The organism is Streptomyces sp. ISL-36 (genome assembly GCF_018614205.1).
Lineage (GTDB): Bacteria > Actinomycetota > Actinomycetes > Streptomycetales > Streptomycetaceae > Streptomyces.
Genome location: NZ_JAGGOS010000066.1, coordinates 1 through 14,386 on the forward strand (window position 1 = coordinate 1; position 14,386 = coordinate 14,386).

General features: G+C 70.0%; 12 protein-coding genes, 1 tRNA gene and 1 pseudogene. 10 read left to right on the top strand and 4 right to left on the bottom strand.

Features of this window, described 5'->3' with window-relative positions:
* Both J7E93_RS17790 and J7E93_RS17795 read right to left on the bottom strand, forming a co-directional pair.
* Positions 1–1,028 (bottom strand): annotated as a pseudogene (locus J7E93_RS17790) (hypothetical protein); the annotation flags it as partial.
* 7 nt (positions 1,029–1,035) lie between these two features.
* Positions 1,036–2,106: an SMI1/KNR4 family protein gene (locus tag J7E93_RS17795; protein WP_215070602.1), complete on the bottom strand. Its 1,071-nt coding sequence runs from the start codon at positions 2,104–2,106 to the stop codon at positions 1,036–1,038.
* Between the two features lie 245 nt (positions 2,107–2,351).
* Between J7E93_RS17795 and J7E93_RS17800 the strand changes: the two genes are divergently transcribed.
* Together J7E93_RS17800 and J7E93_RS17805 are read left to right on the top strand one after the other, a co-directional pair.
* Positions 2,352–2,861 carry a YwqJ-related putative deaminase gene (locus tag J7E93_RS17800; RefSeq protein WP_158987998.1) on the top strand — a complete coding sequence of 170 codons (510 nt, stop codon included), beginning with the start codon at positions 2,352–2,354 and terminating at the stop codon, positions 2,859–2,861.
* A gap of 10 nt (positions 2,862–2,871) precedes the next feature.
* On the top strand, positions 2,872–3,363 hold the full coding sequence (locus J7E93_RS17805) for an SUKH-3 domain-containing protein (protein WP_215070552.1): 492 nt from the start codon (positions 2,872–2,874) through the stop codon (positions 3,361–3,363).
* Positions 3,364–3,415: 52 nt separating this feature from the next.
* Here the strand turns inward: J7E93_RS17805 and J7E93_RS17810 are convergent, their stop codons facing one another.
* Positions 3,416–4,738, bottom strand: a complete 1,323-nt coding sequence (locus J7E93_RS17810) for a sensor histidine kinase (protein ID WP_215070554.1) — start codon at positions 4,736–4,738, stop codon at positions 3,416–3,418.
* A gap of 153 nt (positions 4,739–4,891) precedes the next feature.
* Here J7E93_RS17810 and J7E93_RS17815 point away from each other — a divergent pair, with 153 nt between their 5' ends.
* The 8 genes from J7E93_RS17815 to J7E93_RS17850 all read left to right on the top strand — a co-directional run bounded on the left by J7E93_RS17815 (position 4,892) and on the right by J7E93_RS17850 (position 11,366).
* Positions 4,892–5,764 carry a hypothetical protein gene (locus J7E93_RS17815; RefSeq protein WP_215070556.1) on the top strand — a complete coding sequence of 291 codons (873 nt, stop codon included), beginning with the start codon at positions 4,892–4,894 and terminating at the stop codon, positions 5,762–5,764.
* Positions 5,765–5,775: 11 nt separating this feature from the next.
* Positions 5,776–5,849 (top strand) — tRNA-Gln (locus tag J7E93_RS17820).
* 106 nt (positions 5,850–5,955) lie between these two features.
* Positions 5,956–7,404, top strand: a complete 1,449-nt coding sequence (glmU, locus tag J7E93_RS17825) for a bifunctional UDP-N-acetylglucosamine diphosphorylase/glucosamine-1-phosphate N-acetyltransferase GlmU (RefSeq protein WP_215070558.1) — start codon at positions 5,956–5,958, stop codon at positions 7,402–7,404.
* Positions 7,405–7,525: 121 nt separating this feature from the next.
* Positions 7,526–8,500, top strand: a complete 975-nt coding sequence (locus J7E93_RS17830) for a ribose-phosphate diphosphokinase (RefSeq protein WP_215070560.1) — start codon at positions 7,526–7,528, stop codon at positions 8,498–8,500.
* A gap of 234 nt (positions 8,501–8,734) precedes the next feature.
* Positions 8,735–9,325, top strand: coding sequence for a 50S ribosomal protein L25/general stress protein Ctc (locus J7E93_RS17835; protein ID WP_215070562.1), 591 nt, complete (start codon positions 8,735–8,737; stop codon positions 9,323–9,325).
* 91 nt (positions 9,326–9,416) lie between these two features.
* Complete coding sequence (pth, locus tag J7E93_RS17840; RefSeq protein WP_215070570.1) at positions 9,417–10,013, top strand: aminoacyl-tRNA hydrolase; 597 nt, start codon at positions 9,417–9,419, stop codon at positions 10,011–10,013.
* A gap of 63 nt (positions 10,014–10,076) precedes the next feature.
* Entirely contained in the window at positions 10,077–10,520 is a 444-nt protein-coding gene (locus tag J7E93_RS17845) for a hypothetical protein (RefSeq protein WP_215070571.1), read from the top strand.
* 126 nt (positions 10,521–10,646) lie between these two features.
* Complete coding sequence (locus tag J7E93_RS17850) at positions 10,647–11,366, top strand: LPXTG cell wall anchor domain-containing protein (RefSeq protein ID WP_215070573.1); 720 nt, start codon at positions 10,647–10,649, stop codon at positions 11,364–11,366.
* Between the two features lie 73 nt (positions 11,367–11,439).
* Here J7E93_RS17850 and ppc read toward each other — a convergent pair whose 3' ends face one another.
* Complete coding sequence (gene ppc / locus J7E93_RS17855) at positions 11,440–14,181, bottom strand: phosphoenolpyruvate carboxylase (protein WP_215070575.1); 2,742 nt, start codon at positions 14,179–14,181, stop codon at positions 11,440–11,442.
* Positions 14,182–14,386 lie beyond the last annotated feature (205 nt).

Sequence of the window (14,386 nt, forward strand, 5' to 3'; positions counted from 1 at the left end):
CCGGGAACCGACGGGACGCCGGGAGCCGACGGGGCGCCGGGAACCGACGGGACGCCGGGAGCCGACGGGGCACCGGGAACCGACGGGGCACCGGGAACCGACGGGGCGCCGGGAGCACCCGGTGTCGACGGCGCCCCGGAGGAACCACCGAAGGACACCGGACCGGACCCGCCGCCCGTACCCGCACCCGCACCCGTACCCGGAGCACTGCCGGCACCGGAGCCGCCGGGCCCCGCACCCGGAGCACCCGGAGCGCTCGGAGCGCTCGGGACACCCGGAACACCAGGGGCCGAAGACCCCGCAGCGGCCGGGGCCTCCGCGCCCGGCGGCGGCGGCGCGTTCGGGTCGAGCCTCGGGGCCACCGCCGTCGGCGGAAGCGCGCTGCCGCCCGACATCAGGGCCGTCGGGGCGTCCGCTCCCACCAACGGGAGCGGCGTGTCCTCGTCGTCCGCGCCCGAGAGCGGCGGCGCGAAGACCGTCGCCGGCAGCGGCACGGACCCCTCGGCCCCACCCGAGCTCGCGTTCGCGTCCGCCCACGGGCTGCGGGCAGGGGCCTCCGCCGGCACACCGTCCGACGCCGTCGGCTCGTAGCCGACCGCCTCCGGCGCCGAGGAACTCCCGCCCGCCTGCGAGGCGTTCGGGCCCTTCGGCGGCAGACCCAACTTGTCCGCCGCGTCCTGCAGCCACTCCGGCGGGCTCAGCAGGAACGACGTCGCGTTCAGATCGACCCGCTCCGGCGGTGCCGGTGCCGCCGCCGGAGCCGCGTCCGAGACCCCGTACTCCTCCTCGTACCGCCGGATCACCTCACCCACCGGCAGTCCCGGCCACAGCGTCGCCTCACCGCTGTCCCGCGCGATCACCAACCGCTGCCGGCCGCCGTCGGACCTCGGCCCCTCCTCGCGGTCCTCCGCCCACACGACGAAGCCCAGCTCGAACTCCCGGACCCGCACCTCACGGTGCTGGTATCCGGGCACATCACCGTTGATCCATTCCTCGGCGCGCTCCTGCGCCTGCGCGAACGTCACCACAGCCAGTTCACTCCCCCACCGCAACGCCCGGAGCACCCGGAGCACCCGGAACGCCCGAGGCCACCGGGACCACGGGCACAGCGCGCGCGAAGCCGCCGTCCACCATCAGGTTCGCCACCGTCTCCAGCTCCGGCGGATTGCCGGCGAGCCGCTGCAGGAACACGTCGAAATCCTCACCGCACGGCAGCAGCAACCGCTCCACGCGCTCCGCCACACTCCACCCGGCCGTCTCGCTGACATCCCGCGCGTCGTCGTACGCGCAGAACCACACCGACCCGACCCGCTCGCCCTTCACCTTCACCGCGAGGATCCCGCCCTGCACAAAGGCGACACCCAGGTAATCCTTGGTCAGATGGTCGCGCAGACACTTGTTGACGTAGACGAGATCGTTGACCCCCGCCTCCTCGCGGACCGTGAAGAACGGCTGGTCCACCAGCAGCCCCAGCTCCGCGTCGAGCGCCGCACCGACCGGCGCACAGCCGCCCGCCGCCTTCAGGAAGGAGCGGTAGGCACCCGGCAGGCGATAACCGAGATCCTCCTCCACCCCGAGCAGCTGCTGCTCGCTGACCGACACCAGCCCCTTGGGCAGCCCGAAGTGGACCGGCCGCGTCTCCTGCAACGGCCGCGTGCCACGCTTGGACTGATCGACCGCCGCGGTCGCGACCCCACCGTGATGACGCAGCAGCGCCTTCACCTCGACCGGCACGAGCTCCATCCGCCGACCGCCCGCCACGTGGTGCCAGGTCCAGCCGTGCGGAGTCGCCACCGCCGGAATCGTGTCCCACAGCTCATGGCCGGTCGCGGCCAGCGCCGCGTTCGCCGAGACATAGTCCGTCAGCCGCAGCTCGTCGACACCGAAGCCCTCGGGCGGATCGGCGATCTCCGCCGCCGCCCGGGCGTACGGCGAGAAGTCCGGGTAGCCCTGCTCGTCCACCCGCACCCCTCTGGGATGCCGGGAGGCCCGGACCGGGTCCGGGAAATGCACGACCTGCCCGGCGTAAGCCGCGTTCGGTGGCGCGGCATTCCCCCGGCCCTGGGGGCCGGGAGGTACCCCCAGCCCGAGCCGACCTGTCGTCATGGCGGTTGCCCCCTGCGCTGGCTGCTGGCTGATTCCGCACAGCCTATGCGCTGCCACAAGCCCGCCACCCGGCCCGATACCGCCGCAACCACCGACCGTGACCAACTGTCACGAGCGGATGACACACCGGCGATAGTTCCGACACACCCATGGCACGTTTCAGCGACCCCGCTTCCACATGAGGCGTCCCATTTGGCAGTCTGTTCCCGCAACTCGGGGGATTGCAGGAGGGGAAGACACGCACCATGTACGCAGCACCGACGCCCACGCAGGGTGACCCACGCCTCAACTGGAGCAGCACCGAGCCCAGCCGCGCCCCATTACTGCGCTTCCGCCGCGACGGCATCCTCCCCACCGTCGGCGCCGCACTCTCCGTACGCGGCGAGACACTCACCTGCACCGCGGGCCGCGGCGACCAGCCCCCGGCACTGCACCCCCTCGTCCAGGACTTCCTGGACACCCTCACCAGCGGCCAACGCGAGCGCTTCACCGGCCGCTGCCCCGAGGCGATCCTGCTCTCCCGCCATCTGACCGCCACCGACGCCGGGCGCTCCAAGCGCGCCCAGCGCAAGCCGCTCACCCACGGCGAGGCACGCCGCTCGCTCAAGCACTCCAAGCTGACCGCGCGCCGCATCCGCGAGGACGGGGACCCCCTGCACGGCAGCTACGCGGCACCCTGCCGCTCCTGCACAGCGATGCTCGCCCACTTCGGTGTCCGCACCGTCGACCCCACCTCGACTGTCGAGAACGGCTGACCGCACCTCCATGCCCGACCACCTGAGCACCACCCGCTTCCCCGTCAACGTCGACGCCGCCCTCCGCGAGGCAGGGTGGCAACCGGGCCGCTGGGACATCAAACTCGCCGAGCAGTGGGCCGACACGCTCCGCGCCCACGTCTCCCCCGGCGGCCACCGACACAGCGTCTTCCCGGCCGCCGTCGAGGCCTGGGCGGAGTTCGGCGGCCTGCACGTCACAGCGCCCGGCGCCGGCCGGCACATCGCCCCGGCGACCCTCCGCTTCGACCCGCTCGCCGGCCTGCACCTCGCCCGCACACTCGCCGACCTCGGGCGCGCGCTCGACACCGAGATCTCCCCGCTCGGGGAGGAGGGCGAGCACCGGGCGGTCCTCGCGATCGACACGGAGGGACGGGTCTACAGCCTCGACCACACGGGCGACTGGTTCCTCGGCCAGGACATCGACGGCGCCCTGTCGACCCTCATCACGGGAACACAACCGACGCGACTCGTCACCGGCTGAGCCCGCCCACCCGCTCCGGCCGGCGCCGGACCACCACCCGCCCCGTCCGGTCCTACGCCGCCCGCTCCCCCACCGGCAGCACCGCCGACACCCGGAACCCACCCGCGTCCGTCGGCCCCGACACGAACACACCACCCAACCGGGTCACCCGCTCCCGCATACCCACCAGACCGTTACCACCGCTCGGCAGATGGGCATCGGTGGCCGCCGCGTCCGACGGGCCGTTCTCGACCTGCATGGCCACCTCCGCCTCCCGGTGCGCGAGCCGGACGACCACCTTCGCGCCGGCCGCATGCTTGTGCACATTGGTCAGCGCCTCCTGAACCACCCGGTAGGCCGTCTGCTCCACCTCCGCCGCATACGCCCGCGCCTCACCGAGAACCGTCAGCTCGACCACCATCCCGGCCTGCCGGGACTGCTCGACCAACTCCTCCACAGCACCGAGACACGGCCCGTCCTCGAACGCCGCCTCCGCGGCCGCCGCCGCCGCGAGACCCACCGCCGCCAACGGCACCACCGCCGGAGCAGGACCGACCTCCTCCCGCAGCACACCCAACATCTGACGCAACTCGGTCAACGCCTGCCGCCCCATGTCACCGACCAGCGCCGCGTTCCTCACCGCCTTCTGCGGATCCTTCAACGCCACCGCCTGCAACGCCGCCGCATGCACCACCATCAACGACACCCGGTGCGCCACCACGTCGTGCATCTCCCGGGCGATCCGCGTCCGCTCCTCCTGCCGCGCCCACTGCGCCCGCTGCTCGGCCCGGTCCGCAAGCAGCGACAACTCCTGCTCCAGACTGTCCGCGCGCTCACGCAGACTCTCCATGAGCCTGCGCCGCGCCCCTATGTACAGGCCGAAGAGGACCGGAGGCGCATTGAGCCCCAGCGTCATGAAGAGCGAGACGACCGGCACGTACCAGCCGCTGGGATCGAAATCCTGCTGGTCGACATCGGCCTGGGCGACGTCCTGCCGCAGCCGCACCACCGTCACGATGAACACCGCCACCGTCGACATGCCCGCGAGCGCGGCGGTGATCCGGCGGGGCACCTCCGAGGCGGCGAGCGAATAGAGCCCGACGATCCCCATCAGGTAGCCCATCTCGGCGGGCGTCACGGCGATCGAGACGAGGACGACCGTGATCGGCCACCGTCGCCGCACGAGCAGCACCGCCCCCACCAGCAGCCCGAACAACACCCCCACAGGCACGGGCAGCGACGCATGGCCGGCGAAACCGACCCCTTCGAGACCGCACTCCAGCGCCGACAGCACGGCCAGCCCGCCATCGAGCACCGCACTGCGCCGTCTTCCCCACCACCACCAGCTACGCGCGGGCGTGCCCGCCGCGTCCTGATGCGCCCCCGTTGTGGTCATGGCTCCCAGACTACGGGCGCCCGCGACCGATTTTCGGGTGACCGGGACACCACGGAGCACCCGCGTCAACCGCGTGCGCACACCCGTCCCTCGAACTGTTGAATCGCCCAGATTTTCGACCCGGACGCCCGCATTCCGGACGAAGCTCCCCTCATGACATCCGCCACCACCCGGTACGGGGACTTCGAGAACCTGCGCGAACAGGCCATCGCATTACGCCGCGAGGGCCTCAGCCTGCGCCAGATCCGCGACCGACTGAAGATCAACAACAACGACATCCTGAACCGCCTCGTGAAGGGAGAACCACCCCCGGACTGGACGAAGCGCCCGAACGCGAAGGACGCCCTCCGGGCCCGGGCCCGAGAGCTGCGCCTGAAGGGCATGACCTACGACCGGATCCAGCTGGAGCTGGGCTGCTCGAAGAGCTCGATCTCCCTGTGGGTACGAGATCTGCCGAAGCCGGAGCGGACGCGTACCCGCGAGGAGGCCTCGGCGATCGCCCGCAAGGGATGGGAGGTCACGCTCCAGCGCCGCGAGGAGGCGCGGCAGCGGACCAAGCAGGAGGCCGCCGGCGAGATCGGCACCATGACCGACCGCGAGCTGTTCCTCCTGGGCGTCGCCCCCTACTGGGCCGAGGGCACGAAATCCAAGCCGTATCGACGGCAGGAGCGCATCACCTTCATCAACAGCGACCCGGACATGATCAAGCTCTTCCTGGACTGGCTCCGGCTCCTCGGAGTCGAGGACGAGCGGTTGCGCTTCTACGTTCACATCCACGAAACCGCCGACGTCGGCGCCGCTGAGCGGTTCTGGGCCGAGATCGTCGGCAGGGACACCGCCTCCTTCAACAAGACCTCGCTCAAAAAGCACAACCCGAAAACCAACAGGCAGAACACCAAGGAGGAGTACCGGGGCTGCCTGGTGATCCAAGTTCGCCAGAGCGCGGAGCTCTACCGTCGCGTCGAAGGCTGGTGGTGCGGCATAGTAGGGGCTGCCCGCTCGGCCGATCGAAAGAATCGGACATAACGGGCAGACCATCCCAGGTCGTCTAATGGCAGGACAAATGGTTTTGGTCCATTGAATGAGGGTTCGATTCCTTCCCTGGGAGCCATTCGGTGCGGGTCCTGACCTCCCTGGTCAGGACCCGCACTCGTTTCCGCCCCGAAACCCCCCGGTATCCTGCGGATGTCCACCACCCGAAGCCGAAGGGCATTCCCGTGAGCGCCAACCGCCCGGCAGCCGTCGTCGTCCTCGCAGCGGGTGAGGGCACCCGCATGAAGTCGAAGACCCCCAAGGTCCTGCACGAAATCGCCGGGCGCTCGCTCGTCGGACACGTCGTGTCCGCCGCGCGCGAGCTGGAGCCCGAGCACCTCGTCGTGGTCGTCGGGCACGCCCGCGAGCAGGTCACGGCCCATCTCGACACGCACTACGCCGGCACCCGCACCGCCGTGCAGTACGAGCAGAACGGCACCGGTCACGCCGTCCGCATGGGCCTCGAGGAGCTCGGTCGAACCCCCGACGGCACGGTGGTCGTGGTCTGCGGCGACACGCCGCTGCTCTCCGGCGAGACCCTGCGCGCCCTGGCCGCCACGCACGCGGCCGACGGCAACGCCGTCACCGTGCTGACCGCCGAGGTGCCGGACTCGACCGGCTACGGCCGGATCGTGCGGGACGCCGCCACCGGCGCCGTCACCGCGATCGTCGAGCACAAGGACGCCTCCGACGAGCAGCGCGCGATCATGGAGATCAACTCCGGCGTGTTCGCCTTCGACGGGCAGCTGCTCGCCGACGCGCTCGGCAAGGTGCGGACGGACAACAGCCAGGGCGAGGAGTACCTCACCGACGTGCTGTCGATCCTCCGTGAGGCCGGTCACCGGGTCGGCGCCTCGGTCGCGGGTGATCACCGGGAGATCCTCGGCATCAACAACCGGGTCCAGCTCGCCGAGGCCCGTGCCCTGCTCAACCGGCGGCTCCTGGAGCGGGCGATGACGGCCGGTGTCACGGTCGTCGACCCGTCGTCGGTCCTGGTCGACGTGACGGTGACGTTCGAGCCGGACGCGGTGATCCACCCGGGTACGCAGCTGCTCGGCTCGACCCACATCGGCGAGGACGCCGAGGTGGGCCCGAACACGCGCCTGAAGGACACCACGGTCGGCAAGGGTGCCCGGGTGGACAACACCGTGGCCGACTCCGCCGTGATCGGCGAGAGCGCCTCCGTGGGTCCGTACGCGTACCTGCGTCCGGGCACCACGCTGGGGCTGAAGGCCAAGGCGGGGACGTATGTGGAGATGAAGAACGCGACGATCGGCGAGGGCACGAAGGTGCCGCACCTCTCCTATGTGGGTGACGCCACGATCGGCGAGTACACGAACATCGGTGCCGCGAGCGTCTTCGTGAACTACGACGGTGAGGCGAAGCACCACACGACGATCGGGTCCCACTGCCGGACCGGTTCGGACAACATGTTTGTGGCACCCATCACGATCGGGGACGGCGCGTACACGGCCGCCGGGTCGGTCATCACCAAGGACGTACCGGCCGGTTCGCTCGCCGTCGCCCGGGGCCAGCAGCGGAATATCGAGGGTTGGGTGGCCCGGAAGCGGCCGGGGAGCGCCGCCGCGCAGGCTGCTCAGGTGGCCACTGAGGAGTCGGCCGGCGAAAGCTGACCGGAAACGGGTACGTCGAACTCGGCGTACCGTGATACGTGCACACAAATTCGGCTGGCTCGCACGCGCGCACGAAGGCTCGTTGACCGCGGCCAGGGAACACGTCTGAGGAGACAGTGCTGTGACCGGGATCAAGACGACCGGCGAGAAGAAGCTGATGCTCTTCTCCGGCCGCGCCCACCCCGAGCTGGCCGAGGAGGTCGCGCACCAGCTGGGTGTCGGCCTCGTGCCGACGAAGGCTTTCGACTTCGCGAACGGTGAGATCTACGTCCGTTTCCAGGAGTCGGCGCGGGGCGCGGACTGCTTCCTGATCCAGAGCCACACGGCTCCGATCAACAAGTGGATCATGGAGCAGTTGATCATGCTCGATGCTCTGAAGCGGGCTTCGGCCCGTAGCATCACCGTGATCATCCCGTCGTACGGCTATGCCCGTCAGGACAAGAAGCACCGTGGTCGTGAGCCGATCTCGGCCCGTCTGATCGCGGATCTGCTGAAGACGGCGGGTGCCGACCGCATCCTCACGGTGGACCTGCACACGGACCAGATCCAGGGCTTCTTCGATGGTCCGGTGGATCATCTGTCCGCGCTGCCGGTGCTCGCGGACTACGTGGGTGCGAAGGTCGATCGCAACAAGCTGACGATCGTCTCGCCGGACGCCGGCCGGGTGCGGGTGGCGGACCGCTGGTGCGACCGTCTGGACGCGCCGCTGGCGATCGTCCACAAGCGCCGTGACAAGGACGTCGCCAACCAGGTGACCGTGCACGAGGTCGTCGGTGACGTGAAGGGCCGGGTCTGTGTCCTGGTCGACGACATGATCGACACGGGTGGCACGATCTGTGCCGCCGCCGACGCGCTGTTCGCGCACGGCGCCGAGGACGTCATCGTGACGGCCACGCACGGCATCCTGTCGGGGCCGGCCGCGGACCGTCTGAAGAATTCGAAGGTCAGTGAGTTCGTGTTCACGGACACGCTGCCGGACCCGAGCTCGCTGGAGCTCGACAAGATCACGGTTCTGTCGATCGCTCCGACGATCGCCCGTGCCGTGCGTGAGGTGTTCGAGGACGGTTCGGTGACGAGCCTCTTCGAGGAGCAGTAGGCACGCGGTTCGTGTGCGTGGAGGGCCGTTTCCCGTCGGGGAGGCGGCCCTCTTGTCTTGTCGCGGTGATCCAATTGGGCGGGTCGGGGGGTGGCGAGTAGACTGCCGTAGTTGCTCGGCGAGGGAGGCCGTACCGGTGAGGTGCGGCGGTCCGTTATCGACGCGCTCTTCGTAGCAGGCCAGTCGTGGCCGGGTAGCCGACACTGTCCGTTTTTCTGCTTACGAGGAGTGCATATGTCCGAGGTCAAGCTCGCCACCGAGATCCGCACCGAGTTCGGCAAGGGCGCTGCCCGCCGTATCCGTCGTGCCAGCAAGGTTCCCGGCGTTGTGTACGGTCACGGTGCCGACCCGGTCCACGTCACCCTGCCGGGCCACGAGCTGCTGCTCGCCCTGCGTACCCCGAACGTCCTGCTGTCCCTGGAGATCGACGGCAAGACCGAGCTGGCGATCCCGAAGGCCGTGCAGCGTGACCCGCTGAAGGGCTTCCTGGAGCACGTCGACCTGCTCCTCGTCCGTCGTGGCGAGAAGGTCACCGTCGAGGTCGTCGTCGAGACCGAGGGTGAGCTGGCCCCGGGCAGCTTCCTGGTCGAGAACGTGCTGAACACGCTCTCCGTCGAGACCGAGGCCACCCACATCCCGACCTCCGTGACCGTGTCCATCGCGGGCCTGGAGGCCGGTGACTCGATCCACGCCAAGGACATCGCGCTGCCGAACGGCACGACCCTGGTGACGGACCCCGAGGCCGTCGTGATCCAGATCCTGTCCGCGCAGGCCGAGGAGCCGGCCGCGGAGGCCGAGGGTGAGTCCGCGGGCGCCGAGGCCTGAGCCGTAGGCTCTGCCTGACGTGACGGGGTGACGGGCCGCAGCGGCCCGCCACCCCGTTTCTTCTGTACGCACACGAGGAGACGTGACGCACATGACGGACGACGCGAACGCCCCCTGGCTGATCGTCGGTCTCGGCAATCCGGGCCCCGAGTACGCGGCCAACCGCCACAATGTGGGTTTCATGGTCGTGGACCTGCTGGCGGACCGTATCGGCGGAAAGTTCAAGCGGGCGCAGAAGGCGCAGGCGCAGGTGGTCGAGGGCCGTATGGGTCCTCCCGGTCCTGCCAACCGTCGGGTGATCCTCGCGAAGCCGATGTCGTACATGAATCTTTCGGGTGGCCCGGTGACGGCGCTGCGGGATTTCTACAAGGTGCCGACGGCGCGTGTGGTGGCGGTCCATGACGAGTTGGACATCGACTACGGCGTGCTGCGGCTGAAGATCGGTGGCGGGGACAACGGCCACAACGGTCTGAAGTCGATGACGAAGGCGATGGGGCCGGACTATCACCGGGTGCGGTTCGGCATCGGTCGTCCGCCGGGGCGGATGCAGGTGGCGGACTTCGTTCTGAAGGATTTCTCCTCGACGGAGCGCAAGGAGTTGGACTACTTCGTGGACCGGGCGGCGGACTCGGTGGAGTGCCTGGTGGCGGAGGGTCTGGAGCGCGCGCAGTCGGCGTACAACTCCTGATCCGCGCGGCGGAGGGGTACGACATCCGCGCGGCGGAGGGGTACGACTGTACGATCGCGGGTCATGACGCATGCCCGTAACGCCGCCATGGCTCTGGTCGCCCTGCTGCTCCTGGTCGCGGGCGGGTGGTCGTCCTGGGGGACGGCGCAGCACGTCCTGCTTCCTCAGGGGCGGGAGCACGGCACGTTGACGGTGACCGGCTGCAACGAGAAGACGTGCAGCGGGCGTTATGTACCGGACGGGCCGCCTTCGCCGCACCACACTCTGACGATCGACCACTCGGTGGCGGCGGGCAGGGGCCAGGTGCTGCCGGTGGTGGTGAAGCCGGGCACGTCCGAGGCGGTGCGGACGGGGTGGGGTGGTGGCCTGCACGCGTGGTTGCCGCTGGGTGGGGCGCTGTTGCTCGCGGCGCCGGTGGTGGGGGGCGGGCTGCGGATGACGCGGACGGCGTGGTCGTTGGCGGGGCTGGGTGGGGCGTTGTTGCTGGGGGCGTTCTTCGCGCTGTGAACGCGCTTACTGAACGTCGGGTTCCGGATTGTTATCGCCCTCGGGTTAAGGGTGGCTTAAAGCTGCGGATAGTCTGGCCGCCGCCACCTCCCACGGCATCCCTCAACTCTCAGTTGGACAGCCCATATGCGACGTTCCCTGATTTCCGCCGGCACCGTCGTCACTGCCGTGACGGCCGCTTCTCTGCTGCTGGCTCCCGCCGCGTCGGCCTCGAACAAGCCGAACAACAACGGCGACAACGGCAATGTGAAGATCCATGACGCCAAGACCGGCGAGGAGCTGCACAAGAACGAGCCCCACGTCTGCACGTTCTACCTGGACGGCTTCAAGTTCGACGGCGCCCAGCAGGTCACCTGGCACATCGAGGGGCACGCCCCGACCGCGGACCTCAAGGGCATCGAGGGTTCGCTGACCCTCGACGGCTCGGGTCACGAGCGTACGGCCGATCTGTCGCTTGCCGACGGGCACTACAAGCTGTACTGGAACTTCGACGGCGAGAACGGCAAGGCCAAGCACAAGACCTTCTGGGTCGACTGCGAGACCGAGCCCGGTACCGAGACCACCCAGCCGGGCACGGAGACGACGAAGCCGGGCACGGAGACCACCAAGCCCGGTGAGACGCCCGGTACCCCGGGCTCGTCCGAGACCCCGGGTGCGACGCCGTCCGCGACGGACTCCGCCGCCGCCGGCCAGCCTGCGCCGAGCGCCTCCGGGAGCAGCGCCACGGGTGACCTGGCGGAGACCGGTTCCAGCGCCCCTGTCGGGGCCATGGCCGCCGTCGCCGTCGCCCTCGCGGGTGCGGGTGCGTTCCTGGTGATGCGCCGTCGTAAGGCGCAGCAGCACTGAGCTCGGTGAACGGACGGTGCCCCCGTCGGAATCGTTGGATTCCGACGGGGGCACTGTCGTGTGCGGTGAGGGGTCAGCCGGTGTTGCGCAGGCCCGCGGCGACGCCGTTGACCGTGAGCAGCAGCGCCCGGGCGAGCAGCGGGTCCGGCTCCTCGCCGCGCTCGGCCGCCGCGCGCTGGCGGGCGAGGAGGGCGACCTGGAGGTAGGAGATCGGGTCCAGGTAGGCGTCGCGGATGGCGAAGGTCTGCTGGAGCACCGGGTTGGAGTCGAGCAGTCGCTGACCGCCCGTCACCTTCAGGACTTCGGCGACCGTCAGCGCGTGTTCGGCCTCGATGGTCTCGAAGACGTGCTTCAGCTCGTCCGGCACGAGTGTGTCGACGTAGTGGCGGGCGATCCGCAGGTCGGTCTTGGCGAGCGTCATCTCGACGTTGGCGAGGAAGTTGCGGAAGAAGTGCCAGTGTTCGTACATCTCGCCGAGGACGGTGTCCCCTTCCAGCTGCGGGCCTCCCTCGCGCAGTGCCTTGAGGCCGGAGCCGACGCCGAACCAGCCGGGGACGATCTGGCGGGACTGGGTCCAGCCGAACACCCAGGGGATGGCGCGCAGTCCGTCGAGGCCCGCGCCGGAGTCCGGGCGGCGGGAGGGACGGGAGCCGAGGTGCAGGTCGGCCAGCTGGTCGACGGGGGTGGCGGCGAAGAAGTAGGCGGGCAGGTCCGGGTCCTCGACGAGCCTGCGGTACGCGGTGTGGGCGGCGTCGGAGACGGTGTCCATGGCCGCGTCCCAGCGGGCGAGGGCCTCGTCGGACTGGCGGGGCGCGGTGTGCAGGGCGGAGGCCTGCAGGGTGGCGGCGACGGTCAGTTCGAGGTTCTCGCGGGCGAGGGACGGGATGAGGTACTTGTCGGAGATGACCTCGCCCTGCTCGGTCACCTTGATCTCGCCCTCCAGGGTTCCCCAGGGCTGGGCGAGGATCGCGTCGTGCGAGGGGCCGCCGCCGCGGCCGACGGTGCCGCCGCGGCCGTGGAAGAGGCGGAGGCGTACGCCGTAGCGGTGGGCGACGTCGCGCAGCCTGCGCTGGGCGCGGTGGATCTCCCACTGGGAGGTGGTGATGCCGCCGAACTTGGAGGAGTCGGAGTAGCCGAGCATGACCTCCTGGACGTCGCCGCGCAGGGAGACGAGGCGGCGGTAGGAGGGGTCGGCGAGCATGCCGTCGAGGATGACGTCGGCGGCCTTGAGCTCGTCGGTGGTCTCCAGGAGCGGCACGATGCCGATCTTGGCCCAGCCGCCGTGCAGGTCGATGAGGCCGGCTTCGCGGGCGAGGACGGCGGCGGCGAAGACGTCGTCGGCGCCCTGGCACATGGAGATGATGTACGACTCGATGACCTCGGGGCCGAACCGCTCGAAGGCTTCCTTGATCGTGTGGAAGACGCCGAGGGTCTTCTCGCCGGCCGCGTCGAGCGGGGCGGGGGTGGGCGCGAGGGGGCGGCGGGAGCGGAGCTCCTTGGCGAGGAGCTTCTGCCGGTAGTCGCGCGGCATGTCGGCGTACCGCCAGGACTCCTCGCCGAGCCGGTCGAAGAGCTGGCCCAGTGCGTGGTGGTGGGCGTCGGCGTGTTCGCGGACGTCCATGGTGGCGAGCTGGAGGCCGAACGCGGACAGGGTGCGGATGGTGCGGTCCATCCGTCCGTCGGCGAAGAGAGCGCCGCGGTGCTCGCGCAGGGAGGTCTGGATCAGGGCGAGGTCCTGGACGAGCTCGGTGGTGCCGAGGTAGTCGCGGCCGTCCTGGTGCGGGGTGCCCTTGGCGAGGCGCTCTCGGGTGTTGACGAGCTTCTGGCGGATGCAGGTGGCCTTGAGGCGGTACGGCTCCTCGGCGTTGAGGCGCTTGTAGCGGGGGCTGATCTCCGGGAGGCGCTCCAGGTCGTTCTGGAGCGAGGTGAGCAGTTCCTCGGTGGCGCCGGCGTAGCGGATGGAGTTGGAGAGGAAGCCGCGCAGCTCGTCGATGAGGTCGAGGGCGTCGTTGATGCCGTGCTCGTGCTGGAGGATGAGGACGTCCCAGGTCACGGCGGGGGTGACGTTGGGGTTGCCGTCGCGGTCGCCGCCGATCCAGGTGCCGAAGGTCAGCGGGCGGGTGCCTGCGGGGAGCTCGACGCCGACCCGCTCCAGCTCGGCGGCGAGGTCTTCGAGGACGTCGCCGACGGCGCCGGCGTGCAGCTCGTCGAGGTAGTAGATGGCGTTGCGGGCCTCGTCGGCGGGCTCGGGGCGGACGACGCGGAGTTCGTCGGTCTGCCAGATGAGGTCGATGTTCTCGGCGAGTCGCAGGTCGTGGCGGCGCCGGTCGGCCTCGATGACGGGGGTTTCCAGGAGGGCGGCGATCCGGCGCAGCTTGTTGAGCACGGAGCGGCGGGCGGCCTCGGTGGGGTGCGCGGTGAAGACGGGTCGTACGTTGAGGTTCTTCACGGTGGCGCGGACGTGCTCGGGGTCGCCGTCCTTGAGCATGTCGGCGGTGCGGGCGAGGAGGCCGCCCTCGGCGGCTCGCTTCTCGCGCATCTCGCGGCCGCGGTGCACCTGCTCGGTGACGTTCGCCAGGTGGAAGTACGTGGAGAAGGCGCGTACCAGCTTGGCGGCGGTCTCCAGGTCGGTCTCGCCGAGCAGCTCGGCGGCGGCCTCGCCGTCCTCGCGGGTGAGGCTGCGGACCTTCTCGACGAGGTCGAGGAGCTCGTGGCCTTCCTGGCGGACGAGGGTCTCGCCCAGAAGATCGCCCAGTCGGCGGATGTCGGAACGCAGCTCGGCGCTGGCGGTGGGGGTCTGGTCGGCACTGCTCACAGGTGCGGCTCCTTGCAGTGTTTGAGCACGTCTGGAGGGGTTACTGGAGGCTTGCGGACCGCGCTGTCCGACGCACCCAGGATAGGTGCCCGTTCCGGCGGCGCCGCTCGTACCCCTCTTGTGCCCTCTTGCCGCGCGCCACCGCACTGCCATACTTACGTCGCCGTAGGTTACGGAACCGTAGCCACGCTTCCTTTTACTCCGT